At 62.7% G+C, this 17,829-nt stretch carries 16 protein-coding genes; 6 read left to right on the plus strand and 10 right to left on the minus strand.

Features of this window, described 5'->3' with window-relative positions; translation table 11 throughout:
* Positions 1-75 precede the first annotated feature (75 nt).
* The 3 genes from EA797_RS01450 to EA797_RS01460 all read right to left on the minus strand — a co-directional run bounded on the left by EA797_RS01450 (position 76) and on the right by EA797_RS01460 (position 3,232).
* Positions 76-1,449, minus strand: coding sequence for a GTPase/DUF3482 domain-containing protein (locus EA797_RS01450; protein WP_122163417.1), 1,374 nt, complete (start codon positions 1,447-1,449; stop codon positions 76-78).
* A gap of 174 nt (positions 1,450-1,623) precedes the next feature.
* Positions 1,624-1,842 (minus strand): hypothetical protein, encoded by a 219-nt coding sequence (locus EA797_RS21650; RefSeq protein ID WP_147456798.1) that lies wholly within the window; start codon positions 1,840-1,842, stop codon positions 1,624-1,626.
* Complete coding sequence (locus EA797_RS01460) at positions 1,835-3,232, minus strand: DUF2868 domain-containing protein (RefSeq protein WP_122163419.1); 1,398 nt, start codon at positions 3,230-3,232, stop codon at positions 1,835-1,837. Before EA797_RS01460 ends, EA797_RS21650 begins: the two co-directional genes overlap by 8 nt.
* A 207-nt stretch (positions 3,233-3,439) precedes the next feature.
* Here EA797_RS01460 and EA797_RS01465 point away from each other — a divergent pair, with 207 nt between their 5' ends.
* Positions 3,440-3,682 carry a DUF4282 domain-containing protein gene (locus EA797_RS01465; RefSeq protein WP_122163420.1) on the plus strand — a complete coding sequence of 81 codons (243 nt, stop codon included), beginning with the start codon at positions 3,440-3,442 and terminating at the stop codon, positions 3,680-3,682.
* A gap of 60 nt (positions 3,683-3,742) precedes the next feature.
* On the opposite strand, the gene EA797_RS01470 is transcribed toward EA797_RS01465, so the two are convergent.
* Genes EA797_RS01470 through EA797_RS01480 form a run of 3 tightly spaced genes read right to left on the minus strand, consistent with a single transcriptional unit; the run spans position 3,743 to position 6,728 of the window.
* Positions 3,743-5,221, minus strand: coding sequence for a tripartite tricarboxylate transporter permease (locus tag EA797_RS01470; RefSeq protein WP_122163421.1), 1,479 nt, complete (start codon positions 5,219-5,221; stop codon positions 3,743-3,745).
* Positions 5,222-5,246: 25 nt separating this feature from the next.
* Positions 5,247-5,738, minus strand: coding sequence for a tripartite tricarboxylate transporter TctB family protein (locus EA797_RS01475; RefSeq protein WP_122163422.1), 492 nt, complete (start codon positions 5,736-5,738; stop codon positions 5,247-5,249).
* Positions 5,739-5,747: 9 nt separating this feature from the next.
* Positions 5,748-6,728 (minus strand): Bug family tripartite tricarboxylate transporter substrate binding protein, encoded by a 981-nt coding sequence (locus EA797_RS01480; RefSeq protein ID WP_122163423.1) that lies wholly within the window; start codon positions 6,726-6,728, stop codon positions 5,748-5,750.
* 246 nt (positions 6,729-6,974) lie between these two features.
* Between EA797_RS01480 and EA797_RS01485 the strand changes: the two genes are divergently transcribed.
* Positions 6,975-8,165: a CaiB/BaiF CoA transferase family protein gene (locus EA797_RS01485; protein WP_122163424.1), complete on the plus strand. Its 1,191-nt coding sequence runs from the start codon at positions 6,975-6,977 to the stop codon at positions 8,163-8,165.
* Between the two features lie 52 nt (positions 8,166-8,217).
* Here EA797_RS01485 and EA797_RS01490 read toward each other — a convergent pair whose 3' ends face one another.
* Positions 8,218-9,333, minus strand: coding sequence for a glycerophosphodiester phosphodiesterase (locus EA797_RS01490; protein ID WP_122164643.1), 1,116 nt, complete (start codon positions 9,331-9,333; stop codon positions 8,218-8,220).
* Between the two features lie 153 nt (positions 9,334-9,486).
* On the opposite strand from EA797_RS01490, the gene EA797_RS01495 reads away from it, so the two are divergent.
* Together EA797_RS01495 and EA797_RS01500 are read left to right on the plus strand one after the other, a co-directional pair.
* Positions 9,487-10,002 (plus strand): dihydrofolate reductase, encoded by a 516-nt coding sequence (locus EA797_RS01495; RefSeq protein ID WP_122163425.1) that lies wholly within the window; start codon positions 9,487-9,489, stop codon positions 10,000-10,002.
* A gap of 92 nt (positions 10,003-10,094) precedes the next feature.
* Complete coding sequence (locus tag EA797_RS01500; protein ID WP_122163426.1) at positions 10,095-10,757, plus strand: YitT family protein; 663 nt, start codon at positions 10,095-10,097, stop codon at positions 10,755-10,757.
* Between the two features lie 3 nt (positions 10,758-10,760).
* Here the strand turns inward: EA797_RS01500 and EA797_RS01505 are convergent, their stop codons facing one another.
* Positions 10,761-11,216, minus strand: a complete 456-nt coding sequence (locus tag EA797_RS01505) for a metallophosphoesterase family protein (RefSeq protein ID WP_122163427.1) — start codon at positions 11,214-11,216, stop codon at positions 10,761-10,763.
* A gap of 106 nt (positions 11,217-11,322) precedes the next feature.
* Here EA797_RS01505 and EA797_RS01510 point away from each other — a divergent pair, with 106 nt between their 5' ends.
* Positions 11,323-12,432, plus strand: coding sequence for an NAD(P)/FAD-dependent oxidoreductase (locus EA797_RS01510; protein WP_122163428.1), 1,110 nt, complete (start codon positions 11,323-11,325; stop codon positions 12,430-12,432).
* 9 nt (positions 12,433-12,441) lie between these two features.
* On the opposite strand, the gene EA797_RS01515 is transcribed toward EA797_RS01510, so the two are convergent.
* Positions 12,442-13,830, minus strand: a complete 1,389-nt coding sequence (locus tag EA797_RS01515; protein WP_122163429.1) for a uracil-xanthine permease family protein — start codon at positions 13,828-13,830, stop codon at positions 12,442-12,444.
* 365 nt (positions 13,831-14,195) lie between these two features.
* On the opposite strand from EA797_RS01515, the gene EA797_RS01520 reads away from it, so the two are divergent.
* A complete protein-coding gene (locus EA797_RS01520) occupies positions 14,196-15,926 on the plus strand; it encodes a DUF4153 domain-containing protein (RefSeq protein WP_122163430.1) in 1,731 nt (576 codons plus the stop codon).
* 49 nt (positions 15,927-15,975) lie between these two features.
* On the opposite strand, the gene ilvD is transcribed toward EA797_RS01520, so the two are convergent.
* Positions 15,976-17,814 carry a dihydroxy-acid dehydratase gene (gene ilvD / locus EA797_RS01525; RefSeq protein WP_122163431.1) on the minus strand — a complete coding sequence of 613 codons (1,839 nt, stop codon included), beginning with the start codon at positions 17,812-17,814 and terminating at the stop codon, positions 15,976-15,978.
* Between the last annotated feature and the right edge of the window lie 15 nt (positions 17,815-17,829).

Here is a 17,829-nt window from a genome sequence, read left to right on the forward strand (position 1 = left end):
GCGGTAGCGCTAGGGTGGGCGTGAGTCCACCAGATAGTTCCGACACCCCTCCGTACGTCACGCCTGTGCAACGGCTTAGCTGCGCTGCAGGCTTGCCACCAGCTCGGCCAGTTGCTGGTGCCGTTCGGCCTGCTCCAGGCGCGAGCCGGGGTTCAAGGAGGACCATTCAGGATGCGCGCGGCAACGGTGCAGTGCTTCAGGCAGTTTGCCTTCGCGCCAAGCCTTGTCATCGGGCGCATCCAGACGGATCGCTTCCATCGCGGCGTGCCCGCGCGCGGCCAATGCGATCAGCAGTTGTCGCTGGCGCACGGCGAGCAAGCGCAGCACGGCGTCATCCACAGTCAGTTCCCGTTGGCCTTTGAGCTTCCCGAGCAAACGGTTGCCGTAGTGGCGAGCGGTCTGCGCGCCGCCTCCGGCAATGGCGCCGAGCAATGCCGCGGCGCCCAGGGTAATACCGCCGACCATCAGATCAACACCAGCACCTGCCGCTGCCCCGGCGGCCATCCCGCCGCCGATCTTCACACCTAGCTCCTTGAGCGTTTCAGGATTGAACAGGTCGTCGCCCCAGCGGCCGTTGAGCAATGGTAAATCGGCAGCAGCGGCGTCCTGCGGGCGGAAGCCGTAGACGCGAAGCATGGCTTCGACACAGCCCTGCTCACGGGCACGGACGGCGTCGTGCAGTTCACGAATGGCGCCGCGCTCCAGCTCCGGCTGAGCGGCGACGCTACGCCGACAGGCCGCTACATCCACCAGCAGTTCGGCGATCAAACGATTGCCTTCGCTGAGCCGGGCCAAGGCTTGGGCTTCATGATCGTCGATCAGACGTTGCAGTTTGGGGCGCGACTGTTCCAGCAGCAGCGCCAAGCTTTCATACAGACGGCGCTCGCCATCGATCGGTGGCGCCACACTGTCGAAACGCACCAACGCGTGCAGGCCGAGGCGTGCAAGGGCTTCACGCCACTGTTCTTCGCGATGGCCTGGCTGGGCGACGAAGTTGAGTACCGGCAGCAATGGTTTTCCACAGCCGGCCAGCACCGCCAGCTCATCCTTGTATTTGGCCAACACTGGCTCGCGCGCATCGATCACATAAAGCCCGGCGTCACTGGCCAGCAGCTGGCGCAGCACCTTGGCTTCCTGCTCGAAACGCTGTCGCGCCTCGCTGCCTTCGAGAAAGCGGGTGGTGCGGGCTGGGCCGTCAAGGCGCTCGCCGGGCCGTTCGATCCGCTCGAGATGATCGAGCAGGGCGATGGCGTCCTCCAGGCCGGGTGTGTCGTAGAGTTCCAGGAGCGGTTCGCCGTCCACCGAAAGCCGCGCGCCTTCGACATGGCGGGTAGTGCTCGGCCGGTGCGAGACCTCGCCAAAGCTGACATCCCGGGTCAGGGTGCGTAGAAGCGAGGTCTTGCCGACGTTGGTGTGGCCGACCAAGGCGAGTTTGAGGGGGGCGCTCATTGCCGAGACTCCGTCTGGGGACTAGCGAGGTTCAGGGCGCACTGCAGGTTGCTCGCGAGCAACACCTGCTTTTTGTTGGAGTCAGGGGAACGCTTAGTTCCTGCAGGCGATGCCCGCTGCGAAGCATTGGTTTTGATCGCCAGCAAGCTGGCTCCTACCGGCAAGGTCCTGTGCTCAGTCATGCCAGCCATCCCGAGCAGGTGCGCGCAGCAGCGAAGTCTTGGCGACATTGGCGTGGCCGACCAAGGCGAGCTCATGGGCGCGCTCATGGCTTATTTCTCCGCTGTGTCCGCCGTATAGGAGCCAGCTTGCTGGCCATCCGCCGTGGAAGCGCGCTGAATTGATCGCCGGCAAGTTGGCTCGTGCGGGAAATAAAGAGCACGTATCAGTCATGGCCGGTCTCCAGCCAGGTCAGCGGGGCGCTGGTGGAGTGGAGCAGGCCAAGGCTGTCCAGTGCCTGCTTCCAGTCCTGCAAGCGGTAACTGTCCAGTGGCTCGCCGGCCGTTGGCTGCAGCAGCCAGACGCGGGTTGCAGTGGCGCACCGGCTCAGCTCGCCGATCAACGCCAAAGTACCGCGGTCCGGCGACCGGCGCGGATCACAAGCGATTGCCAGGCGCTGCGGCGGAAAACGGGTCAGCTGTTCCAACAGGCGGCGGCGCTGCTCGCGATCGTCCAGCACACCTGCATCAGCGACGGCCTTCGGCACTTTCGGCGGCCAGGGGTGACTCTGGTCCAGCTCGATGCCAACCAGAACCGCGCCCTCGCTGCCGTCCAATTGAGCGCCGGCGCTTGGCGCATGGAGCCGTTCCGGTGCCGCGTCACTGATGCCGAGGCGTTCACTGGGCGGCTGCAGACGTTCGCGTAGCAGGCGGTAGGCGGGTAGTTGAAGATCGAGGCGTAGCTGCGCCCGTCCGCGTTGCCAACGCAAGTAGCAGAACAAAGCCAGCAGCAAGCGTGGCAGCAGCCCGTAGACCAGCACTACGCCCACCAGCCAACCAGCCCAGCTTTGGCGAGCGCTTTCTACGCCATTTGCCAGATCCCCGCTGGAGCGGATCTGCTCGATGTCCGGCACGCTGAAGCCCAGCAGCGACGGCAGCACGCCGAGCGACTGGGTCAGGCTGATGAAGGTGCTTTCGCCAAGAATGGTGGTTTCCCATACAAAGCCGTAGCGCCGCGTTGCGAGCAGCGCCAGCAGGGTCAACAGCGCGCTGCTCATCGCCACCAGCCATAAGCCGTGCACGCCCAGCCCCAGCAGCCAGCGTCCGAGGCGGCGTTGCTCGAGTACCGCGAGTAGCGCAGGCGCCAACTGCACGGCGCGCGCATCCCGGGCGAGCTTTTCACTGAGCCAGAGCCACAGCCGCCCCAGCGCACCGCCGGCATCGCCCGCGAAGAAGAACCCCAACAGCCAGCCCAGGAGCGTCAACAGGTTCAGGCCGAGCAGGCTGCCCAGTGCCCAGAACACATTCACCGGCCTGACGCCATCGCCCAGTGCTGCCAGTGCCAGCCCGGTACCGGTCAGCAATGCGATCAGTACCAGGGCGAACCCGGCCAAACGCGCGCCCTGGCGCCAGTGACGCAGCGCTTCGATCAACCCGTCACGGCGCGCCAACCACAGCGCCCGATGTTCGATCAGCTGAGCGAGTTCGCCACCCTGCGCACGCGCCTGGCGATTGGCTTCGGCATCATCCAGGGGCCCGGCGTGTTCTTCGCGCAGGCGCACGGCTTCGGTCAGCCAGAGGCGGTCAAGGGCATTGTTCGGTGATGGGTTGGGGGGCGCGGACACACGGTTTCTCGTAGAAGGGCTTGGTCCTGAGGATAACTGGTGTCGGCCGGAACGGTGAACCGCGTGCGCTCGCACAGAGCCGATTTTGCTAGTATCCGCGGCCGATCAGCTGATCGTTCCGCGGTTCGCCGCATCATCCGCCAGGGACAGGCCGACTCGCCAAGCAGCGCTTTTCCGCTGCCCTGCGCACCTCAAAAGGACTTTGCAATGAAAGACATCTTTTTCTTCGACTCCATGCTGACGCCGAAGATCATTATCTTCATTTACTGGCTAGGCTTGATCAGCGTGATCATTGGCGCGCTCGGCTCCATGTTCAGCGGGTATGGCGGGTTCTGGTCAGGGCTTGGCATCCTGGTGTTCGGCCTGATCGGCACGCGAATCTGGTGCGAGCTGCTGATCGTGCTGTTCAAGATCAATGAGAACCTGCAGAAAATCGCCAACCGTCAGTGATTGGCCAGGGCGGCGCGCTGTCGCCCGTTGTCCCGCGCTGTTCGGTCTGATCCGCGCAACTCAATTGACCTTGATGCGCTCCTGCCAGTAGCGCCGAATTGCGAAGAACAGCGAAAGCGCGGTAAGCACAATGAAGATCCAGGTGATCGGCCCGCGGAAAAAGATCATTGGATCGCCGCGGCCGATCAGCAGGGTGCGCCGCAGGTTGTCCTCGAACATTGGTCCGAGGATGAAGCCGAGCAGGAAGGGCGCAGTGGCGAATCCAGTGCGATTGAACACGTAACCCACCACACCGAAGAACAGCATCAGGCCAATGTCGAACACGCTGTTGTTCACCGCAAACGCGCCGTAAACGCAGAACATCAGCACGATGGGCAGCAGAATCGCCTTCGGGATGTCGGCCACCAGCGAGAAATACTTGATCACGCCTTGCCCAACCACCAGCAGCACTGCCGAACTCAGCATGATTCCGCAGAACAGCGCATAGATCAGCGTGAGGTTTTCCTGAAACAGCACCGGGCCTGGCGTCAGCCCGTGGATCATGAAAGCGCCGAGAATGATCGCGGTGATCACGTCGCCGGGAATACCGAGCGACAACAGAGGAATCAGCGTGGCGCCCGCGACACCGTTGTTGCCCGATTCGGCGGCCGCAACGCCTTCAAGTTCGCCCTTGCCGAAGTTGGCCCCATTCGGCGAACGCCGCTTGGCCTCGCCGTAGGAGATGAAGGTCGCTGCGGTGGCTCCCGTACCGGGAATAGCTCCAATAATCACGCCAATTACCGAGCCACGAACGATGGTCTTCAAGCTGGTTTTGAGCTCCTTGAAGGTCAGGCCAGCGCCGCTGGTGGCCGCGCGTATGTGCGGCTCGGCCTTTTTCAGGTAGAAGTCGAGCACCTCCGGTATAGCGAACAGGCCGATCAGCAGCGGCACGAAGGAGATCCTGTCCATCAGGTTGTAGTTATCGAAGGTCAGTCGCTGACTGCCGTACACCACATCCATGCCGATGGACGAGACGATCACCCCGAGGCTGGCTGCGATCAGGCCCTTGATGGCCGAGTCACCCGCGATCGAGACGATTACGGTGAGCGAAAAGCAGATCAGCCAGAAGAACTCTGGCGGGCCGAAATTGAGAGCGATCTTCGCCAGGTATGACGCGAACAGGATCAACGCCAGATTCGACAGCACATCGGCGATGCATGACGAATACAGGGCCATCTGCAGCGCCTTCTTGCCTTTACCCTGCTGGGTCAGCGGATACCCGTCGAGCAGTGTGCACGCCGATGCAGGTGAACCTGGTGTGTGAATCAGAATGGCCGTGATCGAGCCGCCGTACATGCCCCCCTTGTAGATCCCCACCAGCAGCAGGATGGCCGTTATCGGTGCAAGGCTGAACGTGAAGGGAAGCGCCAGAGCTACCGCCATGGTGGCGGTCAGCCCGGGAATGGCGCCAACCACGACGCCGATCAATACCCCAATGCCGATCGCGATGAAGTTGTCGACGCTCAGGAACAGGTTCAGAACTTCGGAAAAACCTTCCATTCGGTCACTCGCGGATGAGGGGTGATCAGTCCCAGAGCGTGCCCGAGGGCAGCGGGACGTTCAGCACATGGATGAAGAGAACGCTCACCAGCCATGGCAGGCCAATGGCGAGGAGGTAAAGCCAGGGTTTGCGGACCGGGTGCGCGACAAACATCAACAGCGTGCCGAGGATGCCCGCCAGGATTGCACCCAGCGGCTCGAACAGCAGCCAATACGCGGCGAGCCCGGCCAGCATCAGTATCCATCGCCGTGCCGGAGCGCGCGCGGCGGTGGTCCCCTGTCTCGCCGGTGGGCGAAAATATCCTTCAAGAATCAGCGCCAGCGACAGCGCGGCGATAAGCCAACCGGCTACCGTCGGCAGCCAGCGTGGCGACTGCATTGGGTTCTCGACCATCGGTGCCTCGTCGATATGGTTCGGCACCAGATAGAACAGAAAAACCAGTGCCGCGAGCAGCCAGAAAGCGCCGAGCATCGTGTTGACGTTGGCCCACCGCTGGCGTCGCTCCGGATGCGTCATGGCGACCCCTTACTGAAGTTCGGCCTGACCGGCGACGCCCTGCCAGCGCTCCACGTCTGCCACGACATAATCGCGGAAAGCGTCGCCTTCCTGGCTGGCAACTTCGCCACCGATCTGCGCGACGAAATCCTGGAAACCCTGATCGCCAATGACCTTGTCCAGCGCGCTTTGCAGTCGCTCCACGGCCGCATCCGGCATGCTGTCGTCGGCGATCAGGCCGAACCAGGCAGTGGTGACGAAGTCAGCGAGACCCAGATCGGCTCCGAGTTTGGAGAGCGGCTCGACACCTGGCAGGTAGGGTGAAGGTTCAGCTGAGGTGACCGCCAACGCTCGCAACTTGCCGGACTTGATGTGAGACAGAACGGTCGGCATGTTTTCGAAGGACACGTCGACGTCACCGCTCAGCAGAGCAGGCAAGGCTTCGCCGCTACCGCGGAAGGGCACATGGGTCATCTTGGTGCCGGTCATGGTCTTGAACAGCTCGCCGGACATATGGATCGAGCTGCCCACACCGGCGGAGCTGAAGGTCATCTCCTTGTCCTTTGCAGCTTTGATGAATTCCTCGACGTTCTGATAGGGGCTGTTCGCCGGCACCACCATGACGTTGGGAATCTCGATCACGTTGCGGATGAAGCGAAAGTCCTTCACCGGATCGTACGGCAGCTTTTTGTACAGCACCGGGCCAATGGTGTGGCCAGGCGAAGCCATCAGGATGTTGTGATCGGCGCCGCGGCCTCCTCGAGCCAGCTGCCCGGTGGCCATGGTCGATCCGGCGCCCGGACGGTTCTCGACCACCACCGTGCCGATTTCCTTCTGCAACAGGTCGGCGACCTTGCGCGAAAGCACATCCGTCGTCCCGCCGGGTGCGTAAGGCACCACCAGGCGAACGGTATCGGTGGGCCAGTCGGCCGCGTTGGCAGAGACGGAGAAAAGTGGCAGGGCAATACTCAGCATGCACAGGCGCACGGCGCGCTTGAGAATAGGTGTCATAGGAGCTTCCCGTTGTAGTTGTTGTAGGGGCCGATCAGCGAACGAAAGCCCGTACGGGCGCTTCGGTTGATTCGCTCTAGAAACAGACGTAGTCACCTTAACGATGGTTTCTGTACCGGGACCAGTGGCGCCTAAAAAAGCGTTCGATAATCGAACGGTTGTACATGTGGCTACGGTTGTGATTTGAGCGCGCTTGGGTCAAGTTCGATTACACCGCCCATTTGCAATAACAAGAAGGAGCTCGTGATGAGCGCTCTAAGTGGCATCAAGGTCCTGGACCTGACTCGCATCATGGCAGGGCCCTGGTCGACCATGGCCCTGGCTGATCTCGGTGCCGAAGTCTGGAAGATCGAGAGCCTGGAGGGTGACGACACCCGCAGCTGGATGCCGCCCGCCACGGCGGGGATCTCCACCTACTACCTCAGTGCCAATCGCAGCAAGCAGAGCCTGGCGGTTGACCTGCGCAAGCCGGAAGGGCGCCAACTCATTCTGGATCTCGCCGCCCAGGCCGACGTGGTGGTGGAGAACTTCCTGCCCGCCAGCCTCAAGCGCCTGGGGCTCGACTACGAGGCGTTGTCAGCCGTCAATCCACGACTCATCCACTGCTCGATCACCGGTTACGGGCGCGGCAACCCAATGGAGAACCGGCCGGGGTACGATTTCATCATTCAGGCCGAAAGCGGCTTCATGTCGATCACGGGAGAGAAGGATGGCGAGCCCATGCGGCTGGGCGTGGCCTTCATCGATCTGGTCACTGGAATGAATGCGGTGCAGGGCATCCTCGCTGCTCTGTTCGAACGGGAGAAGTCCGGGCTCGGCCAGTCCATCGACATCGCGCTGTCCGACAGCGCCCTGCATTTCCTGGCCAATATCGCTTCGGGCTATCTCAACACCGGCAAGGTGCCGCAACGCTACGGCAATGCCCACGCCAGCATCGTCCCCTATCAGCTGTTCGACACCGCAGACGGCAGCATCGCCCTGGCCGTGGGTAACGACGAGCAGTACCGGCGGCTGTGCCTGGATGTGCTTGAACGGCCGGACCTTTATAACGACCCGCGCTTCACACAGAACAAAAGCCGCACCGAGCATCGCACGTTGCTGATTCCTTTGTTGCAGGCGGTCTTCCGGGCGTGGCCCAGCGATGCCTTGATCGATGCGCTACGTGCCCAGGCGATTCCGGTGGGTGAGGTGAAGGATGTGGCGCAAGCATTGGAGTCGGAGACTGCTCGCTATCGCCAGCTGGTGATGAGTGTCGAGCATCCGGTTGCGGGGGAGGTGCGGATGGTGCGTAGCCCGCTGCGTTTCTCGCGAACGCCAACGGTTGCGGCTAAGGCGCCGCCGCTGCATGGCCAGCACACCGATGAGGTGCTCGGACGAGTGCTCGGTAAGGATGAAGCAGAGCTGGCTTCTCTACGCGAAGCCGGTGTCATCCTCTGACACCGGCTGGCTTTCTTTCCTTGGGCTTTCGCCTTCGGCCGGGGAGCGGTTATTACTTCTGGGCGCGAACCTTCACCGCAATATCGGGCTGATCGATAAATAGGCCGTCGATGCCGGTGGCGAGATACGCGCGAATATCTGCCTCGATATCGCCACGATCAGCAGGGGATGTGCCTTTGCGCAAGTTGGTCGGCAGGAAAGCGTTCTCGGCGCGGAAAGTGTACGGGTGCACTTTCAGGCCTGCGGCGTGAGCGTTCGGCACAAAGTCGGTGGGCTGGCCCAGGTTGCCATTGGCGTCACGCGGAATGATGTAGCTTTTTTCAGGGCCAACGCCGGCGGCGTAGCGCGAGATAGCCTTCAGGCCTTCGGCGGTGGCCATCTGCGCGTAGGTCAGCTCACTGCCGCGAACCTTCTGGTCGTACGGCTGGCCGCCGCTGAACAACTGCACCAGGCGCACTTCAGTCATTCGGCTCAGGGTTTTCAGGTTCTCGACTTCGAACGACTGGATATACACCGGCGCGTTGCGGCCGGCGTAGCCGTTGCGGTGGAGGACCTGCACCAGCGGCTTTTCCATTGCCAGGCCGAGCTGCTGGAAATGAGTGGGGTGCTTGGTTTCCGGGTAAAGGCCGATGCGACGACGTTCGCTCAGCTGCATGGTTTTCACCAGATCGATGATCTCCTGCAGTGTCGGGATTTCCAGGCTGCCGTCCATGCGCGCGTTACCGGGGCGAATCGCCGGGATGCGCTCGATGGCACGCAGGGTCTTCAGTTCGGCCAGGGTGAAGTCTTCGCTGAACCAGCCGGTCAGCTTCACGCCATCGACCGTCTGCGTGCGCTTGCGGTCGGCGAATTCCGGGTGCTGTGACACGTCGGTGGTCAGTCCCAGCTCATTGTCATGGCGGGCGACCAGCTGGCCATCGCGGGTCATGACCAGGTCCGGCTCGACATAGTCGGCACCTTGCAAGATTGCCAGTGCGTAGGCCGCAAGGGTGTGCTCGGGCACATAACCGCTGGCGCCACGGTGGGCGATGACCAGCGGGCTGGGCTCGTCTCGGCCGTTCTTGGCCGCAATCGAGGCGTCGGGCGCAGCGGCAAATGCAGCGATCGGCAGCAGCAGGCTGCAGGCGGTGAACAAGTGGCGCAGGGTTGGGCGGCTATGGCGGGCCATCATGGGCATCTCCGGGGAAGGGGAGCGATTAGCCTGAAGCCTATCAATGACGGCGGCTTGACGCTTTGGTAAATCAGATATGACCGTTTGATGATGCTGACGTGTATTCGCCGCCGCTGACTGCGCTCTTGGCGCTCTGCTATCCTCGCCGCCATGAATCAGACCTCTCTTCCCCTCGCCATGATTGCGGCGCTCGCCGACAACCGCGTCATCGGACTCGATAACGCCATGCCCTGGCACCTGCCAGCCGACCTGAAACACTTCAAGGCCATGACCTTGGGCAAGCCGATCATCATGGGCCGCAAGACCTGGGATTCGCTTGGCCGCCCATTGCCGGGCCGATTGAATCTGGTGGTCAGCCGTCAACCTGAGCTGCAGCTCGAAGGTGCCGAGACCTTCAAAACGCTCGACGCTGCGCTGGTTCGCGCTGAACAGTGGGCGCGCGAACAAGGTGTCGACGAGCTGATGCTGATTGGTGGCGCGCAACTCTATGCCCAGGCCTTGCCGCAAGCGCAGCGTCTGTATCTCACCCGAATCGATGCGGCACCTGAGGGCGATGCGTTCTTTCCAGCCTTCGACGAGTCCGAGTGGCAGCGCACCGATGCCCAGGCGCACCCCGCTGAAGGTCAGACGCCCGGCTACCGCTTCGAGACCTGGCTGCGGCGCTGAACTCTCCGCGATGCGCCTTCCTTGACCGACGCCAAGTCGCTATCTGGCGTCTGGTCTTATGCTTTGCTTCCCTTCTCCCCGAGACCGCTTACATGCAAAACGAGCAAACTGGCGTCGAGCGTGCGGATGCCGAGCAGGCGGAAACCATCGCCGCGATATTCGTTCGCCATCCACTCTGGGAGGATGCACTGGCGTTGTTGCTGGGCACAGCCATGGTGGCGCTGGGCATTGCATTCTACAGCCACGCAGGGCTATTGACCGGTGGCACGGTGGGCTTGGCGTTCTTGCTCAAGTACTTCGCCGGCTGGCCGTTCGGGCTGGTGTTCTTCACCCTGAATATCCCCTTCTACGCGTTGGCCATCTGGCGCATGGGCTGGAGCTTCACGCTGCGCACCGTCATCGCAGTGGGATTGGTGTCGCTGCTGGCAGAGCTGACACCCAGCTGGATCCGTTTCGCTGAGCTGAATATCTACTACGCCGCGCTATTCGGCGGTTTCGCCATGGGCGTCGGGCTGTTGATGCTGTTCCGCCACCGCGCCAGCCTAGGTGGCGTGAACATCCTCGCGCTGTTCCTGCAGGAGCGCTTCGGTGTGCGCGCCGGGACCTTTCAGATGGGTATCGACGCGCTGATCGTGCTGGCGGCGGTGTTCATCGTGCCGCTGGATAAGGTTGCACTTTCAGTACTTGGCGCGGTAGCGCTGAACCTCGTCCTGGCGATCAATCACCGCAGTGACCGCTACATGGGCGTCAGCTAAACCTCAGCCCAGCGTCACCAGCTGCGCCCGCGGTTGCCCATCCTCGATATCCAGCAGTGCAAGGCTTATAGGTAGCTTGAACCGGCGACGACCGGCGCTGCCAGGGTTGAGGTAGAGCACGTCGTTGACCTGTTCGATCTTGGGCTGATGCGAGTGCCCGGAAATCACCACGTCGATGCCCTCGGCGACCGGGTCGATCTCCATCGTCTTGACGTCATGAATGATGTATACGCGAAGCCCGCCGATCCTCAGGTCAAGGGTCTCGGGGATTGCGACGGCCCAGTCGCCGCTGTCGACGTTGCCGCGAATGGCGTCCAGCGTCGCCAGTTCCTCTAGCGCTTCCAGCACCTGGGGTTTGCCGATGTCGCCGGCATGGATGAGCCGCTCGCAACCCTGCAGCGCGGCGAGCGCTTCAGGGCGCAGCAAGCCGTGGGTGTCGGAGATGATGCCGATGCGCATGGTGCGCTCCTGTGTTTGCCGAGTGCCTGAACATTGGGCAAGCGAGACTTGGCCGCGGTTCGATCTTGCGGCAGTCTGACGCCAGCCTTATCTGATGGGGAACGAAATGGAGCAGGTCGATTGCGTCGTGATCGGTGCGGGTGTGGTGGGGCTTGCGGTCGCGCGCGCACTCGCGCTGGCCGGCCGTGAGGTGTTGATTTTGGAAGCCGACGCGGCCATTGGGACGGGCACCAGTTCGCGCAACAGCGAGGTCATTCATGCCGGCATCTACTATCCGCAAGGCTCGTTGAAGGCACGGTTGTGCGTGGCCGGACGGGATGCGCTCTATGCGTTCTGTGACAGTCACGGCGTGGCTTATAGACGTTGCGGCAAGCTGGTCGTCGCCACCGATGAATCCCAGTTGGCGGGGCTCGACGCGCTACAGGCACACGCCCGGGCCAATGGCGTCGACGATCTGCAGCGGCTCGCTGGCGATGAAGTTAAGAAACTGGAGCCGCAACTCAATGCCGTCGCCGGATTGCTATCCCCGAGCACCGGTATCGTCGATAGCCATGGGCTGATGCTGGCGTTGCAAGGCGATGCCGAGGCCGCGGGTGCGCTGCTGGCGTTGCATGCGCCGGTTGCGTCCATTGCGGTGACCCATGCGGGGCTGCGTGTCGAGGTGGTGGGTCAAACGCCCATGACACTGCTGGCACGCAGCGTCATCAACTGTGCTGGACACGTCGCGCCAGAACTTGCCGCGCGAACGGCGGGCCTGCCCGTCGGTTCCGTACCTTCCCGGTTTTTTGCCAAGGGCAGCTACTTCAGCCTGGCGGCTGCGACGCCGTTCCGCCATCTGGTCTATCCGCTTCCCGAGCCCGGTGGCCTTGGCGTGCATCTGACGCTGGATCTCGGCGGTCAGGCGCGTTTCGGCCCGGACGTGGAGTGGGTCGACAAGCTCGATTACACAATGGACGAAAGCCGCGCTGACCGTTTCTACGCCGCGATCCGGCGTTACTGGCCGGCACTGCCCGACGATGCGCTGCGGCCGGCCTATACCGGCATCCGCCCGAAAATCAGCGGGCCCGGCGAGGCGGCAGCGGACTTTCGCATCGATGGGCCAGCCGAGCACGGCATCGCTGGGCTGGTGAACCTGTTCGGCATCGAATCGCCTGGATTGACCGCGGCCCTGGCGATTGCCGATGAGGTCCGTCAGCGGCTCGCCAAGAGTGCTTGAACGGTCCGATCAGAGCGGGTCCTGCTTCGCAGCGGCTGGCGATTCCGGCAGGAACCAATTCATCACCAATGCGCAGATGCCGCCGGTTGCCACGCCTGATTCAAGCACGTTGCGCAGTTCGACCGGCAGGTTGGCGAGAAACTCCGGCACTTGGGAAAAGCCCAGGCCCAGTGCCAGCGAGACGGAGATGATCAGCAGCGCGCGACGATCCAGCTGAACGCCGGCGAGAATGTTGATGCCTGCGGCAGCCACCGCGCCGAACATCACCAGCGCGGCCCCGCCAAGAACCGGCTCCGGTACGGCCTGCAGAACGCCGGCGACCGCCGGGAACAGACCGAGAATCACCAGCATGACGGCGATCCACATGCCGACATAGCGACTGGCGATTCCGGTGAGCTGGATGATGCCGTTGTTCTGTGCGAACACCGAACTGGGGAAAGTATTGAAGAAACCCGCCAGCAGTGAGTTGGCGCCATTGACCAATACACCGCCCTTGATGCGCTGCATCCACGTCGGGCCTTCGACAGGTTGGCGTGAAAGCTTGCTGGTGGCGGTGATATCGCCGATGGCTTCGAGCGAGGTGACCAGGTAGATCACCACCATGGGAATGAACAGGCTCCAGGAAAAGCCAAGGCCGAAGTGCAACGGCAAGGGCACCTCGAACAGTTCGGCTTCGCGCATGCCCGTGAAGTCCAGTCGGCCCAGGTAGGCGGACAGTGCATAGCCGATGGCAAGCGCGATGATGATCGCGCAGCTACGCATCCACTGCACCGGCAGCCGGTTGAGTACGACGATAGCGGCCAGCACCACGCCCGACAGCAAGAGGTTTTCGCGGCTGGCGAAGGTGCCGTCACCCATGGCCGCGTAACCGCCGCCCATGCTGATAAGTCCGACCTTGATCAGCGTCAGGCCAATCATCAGCACGACGATGCCGGTCACCAGCGGCGTGATCAGCCGTTTGATGAACGGCAGCACGCGTGAGACGCCCATCTCGATGAAGGAACCGGCAATGACCACGCCGAAGATCGCCGCCATAACCGATTCCACCGGCGTGCCTTGCCCTACCATCAATACGCCGCCCGCGATCAGCGGGCCGACGAAGTTGAAGCTCGTGCCCTGCACGATCAGCAGCCCCGCACCGAGCGGGCCGAAGCGCTTGCACTGGACAAAGGTGGCGATGCCGGAGATCACCAATGACATGGACACGATGATATTGGTGTCGCGTGGCGTTACGCCGATCGCCTGACAGATCAGCAACCCAGGCGTGACGATCGGAACGATGATCGCGAGCAGGTGCTGCAGCGCGGCGAGAAAGGCAATCCATGGCCGGGGCCGGTCATCGAGTGCGTAGACCAGGTCGTTACGAAGCTCATCAGGAGAGGACTTCTGCGCGCTCATGGCATGCTCCAGAAAAAAGAGCGCGATTCTACGTCGCGTCGACGATGACGCACAGCCGAACCCGTGGGGCGCTGATCGCGAGCGAACTCGATCCTACGAAAAGCGGGACGGCCGGTCGCCAACGGCTGTACTCAGATCGCCAGCCCTGTAGGAGCAAGCTTGCTGGCGATCCGGGCTCTCCCGCAGCACGAATTTCAGCGCTTGATATCGAGCAAGCTCGCTCCTACGAAGAGCGAGACGGTCGCTCGCCCACGGCTGAATTAGCTGCCAGCCTCAAGGTCGCAGCGCGGCATGTTGAGATTCAGATGCTCCAACCGCATCATCTGCGCCCAACACCGCTGTCATGACTTCCTGAAGGAGCAACCATGCAACCAGTGACTGAGCAGCGACCCCTGGCGGTTTATCTGGCGGTGGGGCTGTTGCAGGGCCTGACGCTGTGGATGGCGAGTGAGGTTTGGCCGCAGGGAACGGTCTGGAGATCCCTTTGCTCGGCCCTTATCGTCCTGGTCGTAGTGGGCGGCTGGCAGCTGCAGATGCTGTGGGGGCAGTTGCGCGAGGCGGGTCGCTGGAAGCTGCTACTCCCGGCAATTCTGTTGCCCGCGGCGCTGGCGGCGTGGCTTGCGGTGCAGTTCGATCAGCCCCGCTGGTATCACTTCGATGAAGCGACCGGCACGCTGCTGCTGTGGAGTCAGTTGGCACTGGCCTACATCCTCACGCCATTTATCCAGGCGCAGAACCCAGCGTATCGGTGGCGCTTCGACTACAGCGCGCTCTACCGTCACGCCTGGAACAACGGATTGCTGCTGTTCATGGCATTGGTGATGCTCGGGGTTTTCTGGTTGCTGATCTGGCTCTGGTCGGGCCTGTTCAGCATGCTTGGGATCGATCAGTTCAAGCGGTTCTTCGATTCGCCCGGCTTCATCTGGGTTGCCAGCGCTACCGTAATTGCCGCCGGGCTGCGGATCGGGTTGGAGCGTGGCCAAGTCATCGATGCGCTTCGCAACGTGCTACAAGCCATGTGCCGATTCTTACTGCCGTTGACGGTGGTGATCCTGCTGCTGTTCGTGGTCTTCCTGCCGTTCACTGGCCTGACCCCGCTCTGGGCGACACGTCACGCGACGCCGATTCTGCTGGCGCTGGTGTTCGCGCATATCGCATTGCTCAATGGGGTCGTACAGGACGGCCTGCAGACCGCCCATTACCCCCGGCTTCTGCGACTGCTGGCGGATGCCAGCTCGCTGTGCCTGCCGCTGCTGGCCGGGCTCGCGATGCATGCGCTATGGCTGCGTATCGACCAGTACGGACTGACACCGGATCGCGTGTTGGCTGCGCTCTTGGCGCTGGTTGCGCTGATCCACGGTCTTGCGCTGGTGAGGGCGGTGCTCCGGCGTGATCCCGCCTGGCTGAGCGGGCTTAGGCAGAGCAACCCGCCTCTGGCGCTGTTCGCCGCATTTCTGCTGATATTGATGCATGTACCTATGCTGAGCCCATTGCAACTGAGCGCGGCCAATCAGTACCAGCGGCTGCTCGATTCGACACTGTCTGCTGAACGCACTGATCTCGGCGCGCTGCGCTTTCAACTGGGTGAGCCGGGGCGGCGATATCTGCAAGCGCTGCGTAAGGCGCTGGTCGAGCCTTGGGGGGACGAAGCGCTGCGCATGCGACTGCAGGACGATCTGCAGCGACTGGATGGCGCAGAGCACTACTGGGCCTGGAAGCGCGAGCAGGAAGTGGCTGCCGCGCCGCCAGTGCCCTGGATTGGGGAGCCAGTGGCGGATGACGACGGATCACTGGCGCGTGCGGTCAATTATCTGGGGTGCTTAGACAAGTGCCGCTTGTTCGCTGTAGATCTGGACCGGGACGGCCAACCCGAGGTGCTGTTACTTCGGGCAGAGCCATGGGCGGTGCCTGTGTTCGGCCAGGCTGCTGCGGGGGGCTGGCAGAGGATTGGCCAGCTACGCATCACTGCAGGCGTGCTCCCGGACGGCGACGTACTCAGCGAGCTCTTGCAGCGCAGAGAGTTCGAATTGGTCGCGCCACGATTCGATGCGATCGAGATCGATGGCGTTCGCCTGGAACCGGCCATCGACCAATGAAAAGCCCGACGCGATGGTCGGGCTTTCTTTGCCGCAGTAACCCGAACGATCAGCCGTCCAGCATCGCCTTGTTACGCACCGCGCCCTTGTCGGCACTGGTGGCGAGCAGAGCGTAAGCCTTTAGCGCCGTGGTCACCTTGCGCGGGCGCGGGGCTACGGGCTTCCAACCTTTCTTATCTTGCTCTATGCGGCGGTGGGACAGTTCTTCATCGCTGACCTGCAGCTGGATGCTGCGGTTAGGAATGTCGATCAGCACCTTGTCGCCGTCCTGCACCAGGCCGATGGCGCCACCGGCAGCCGCTTCCGGCGATGCGTGGCCGATGGACAGGCCCGAAGTACCGCCGGAGAAGCGGCCATCGGTGAGCAGCGCGCAATCCTTGCCCAGTCCTTTGGACTTCAGGTACGAGGTCGGGTAAAGCATTTCCTGCATGCCCGGGCCGCCTTTCGGGCCTTCGTAGCGAATGATGACGATGTCGCCAGCCTTCACTTCGTCATTGAGGATGCCCTTCACGGCGCTGTCCTGGCTTTCGAAGATCTTTGCCGTGCCTTCGAACACATGGATGGATTCGTCCACGCCTGCGGTTTTCACCACGCAGCCATCCAGTGCGATGTTGCCGTACAGCACGGCGAGGCCGCCTTCCTGCGAGTAGGCGTGCTCGACGCTGCGGATGCAGCCGTTTTCGCGGTCGTCATCCAGGCTGTCCCAGCGGGTCGACTGGCTGAATGCCGTCTGCGTTGGAATGCCGGCCGGGCCGGCCTTGAAGAAGGTGTGTACCGCTTCATCCTGGGTCTGGGTGATGTCCCACTGCGCGATGCCTTCAGCCAGGGTGCGGCTATGCACGGTGGGCACGTCGGTGTGCAACAGGCCGCCACGGGCCAGTTCACCCAGAATGGAGAAGATCCCGCCGGCACGGTGCACGTCTTCCATGTGGTATTTCTGGATGTTCGGCGCGACCTTGCACAGCTGCGGCACCTTGCGCGACAGCGCGTCGATGGCGCGCAGGTCGAAATCGACCTCGGCTTCCTGAGCCGCTGCCAAGAGATGCAGGATGGTGTTGGTCGAACCACCCATGGCGATATCGAGCGTCATGGCGTTCTCGAACGCACGGCGGCTGGCGATGTTGCGCGGCAGGACCGATTCGTCGCCTTCGCCGTAATAGCGCTGGCAAAGCTCGACGACGGTGCGGCCGGCGCGCAGGAACAGCTGCTCACGGTCGCTGTGGGTCGCCAGGGTCGAGCCATTGCCGGGCAGGGCTAGCCCCAAGGCTTCGGCCAGGCAGTTCATCGAGTTGGCGGTGAACATACCGGAGCAACTGCCGCACGTCGGGCAGGCGCTACGCTCGTATTCGGCGACTTTTTCGTCAGACGCGCTTTCATCGGCAGCGATGACCATGGCGTCGACCAGATCCAGGCCGTGGCTGGCCAGCTTGGTCTTGCCGGCTTCCATCGGGCCGCCGGAGACGAACACTACCGGAATGTTCAGGCGCAGCGCGGCCATCAGCATGCCGGGGGTGATCTTGTCGCAGTTGGAGATGCAGACGATGGCGTCGGCGCAATGCGCGTTGACCATGTACTCCACCGAGTCGGCGATGATTTCGCGCGACGGCAGCGAATAGAGCATCCCGTCGTGGCCCATGGCGATGCCGTCATCGACCGCGATGGTGTTGAACTCCTTGGCGACGCCGCCGTGTTTTTCGATCTCACGGGCGACCAGCTGACCGAGGTCCTTGAGGTGCACGTGACCGGGCACGAACTGGGTGAACGAGTTGGCGATGGCGATGATCGGCTTCTTGAAGTCTTCGTCCTTCATGCCGGTGGCGCGCCACAGCGCGCGGGCGCCGGCCATGTTGCGGCCATGCGTGGAGGTTTTCGAGCGGTAATCGGGCATGACGGTTCCTGCGGC

Origin of the sequence: Stutzerimonas zhaodongensis (assembly GCF_003696365.1) — a bacterium.
Classification (GTDB): domain Bacteria; phylum Pseudomonadota; class Gammaproteobacteria; order Pseudomonadales; family Pseudomonadaceae; genus Stutzerimonas; species Stutzerimonas zhaodongensis.

What these genes read in the sequence shown, in the direction of transcription:
- EA797_RS01450 (WP_122163417.1), bottom strand. Translation starts at nt 1,449, where the DNA reads ATGAGCGCCCCCCTCAAACTCGCCTTGGTCGGCCACACCAACGTCGGC.
- EA797_RS21650 (WP_147456798.1), bottom strand. Translation starts at nt 1,842, where the DNA reads ATGACTGATACGTGCTCTTTATTTCCCGCACGAGCCAACTTGCCGGCG.
- EA797_RS01465 (WP_122163420.1), top strand. Translation starts at nt 3,440, where the DNA reads ATGAAAGACATCTTTTTCTTCGACTCCATGCTGACGCCGAAGATCATT.
- EA797_RS01470 (WP_122163421.1), bottom strand. Translation starts at nt 5,221, where the DNA reads ATGGAAGGTTTTTCCGAAGTTCTGAACCTGTTCCTGAGCGTCGACAAC.
- EA797_RS01475 (WP_122163422.1), bottom strand. Translation starts at nt 5,738, where the DNA reads ATGACGCATCCGGAGCGACGCCAGCGGTGGGCCAACGTCAACACGATG.
- EA797_RS01480 (WP_122163423.1), bottom strand. Translation starts at nt 6,728, where the DNA reads ATGACACCTATTCTCAAGCGCGCCGTGCGCCTGTGCATGCTGAGTATT.
- EA797_RS01485 (WP_122163424.1), top strand. Translation starts at nt 6,975, where the DNA reads ATGAGCGCTCTAAGTGGCATCAAGGTCCTGGACCTGACTCGCATCATG.
- EA797_RS01490 (WP_122164643.1), bottom strand. Translation starts at nt 9,333, where the DNA reads ATGGCCCGCCATAGCCGCCCAACCCTGCGCCACTTGTTCACCGCCTGC.
- EA797_RS01495 (WP_122163425.1), top strand. Translation starts at nt 9,487, where the DNA reads ATGAATCAGACCTCTCTTCCCCTCGCCATGATTGCGGCGCTCGCCGAC.
- EA797_RS01500 (WP_122163426.1), top strand. Translation starts at nt 10,095, where the DNA reads ATGCAAAACGAGCAAACTGGCGTCGAGCGTGCGGATGCCGAGCAGGCG.
- EA797_RS01505 (WP_122163427.1), bottom strand. Translation starts at nt 11,216, where the DNA reads ATGCGCATCGGCATCATCTCCGACACCCACGGCTTGCTGCGCCCTGAA.
- EA797_RS01510 (WP_122163428.1), top strand. Translation starts at nt 11,323, where the DNA reads ATGGAGCAGGTCGATTGCGTCGTGATCGGTGCGGGTGTGGTGGGGCTT.
- EA797_RS01515 (WP_122163429.1), bottom strand. Translation starts at nt 13,830, where the DNA reads ATGAGCGCGCAGAAGTCCTCTCCTGATGAGCTTCGTAACGACCTGGTC.
- EA797_RS01520 (WP_122163430.1), top strand. Translation starts at nt 14,196, where the DNA reads ATGCAACCAGTGACTGAGCAGCGACCCCTGGCGGTTTATCTGGCGGTG.
- ilvD (WP_122163431.1), bottom strand. Translation starts at nt 17,814, where the DNA reads ATGCCCGATTACCGCTCGAAAACCTCCACGCATGGCCGCAACATGGCC.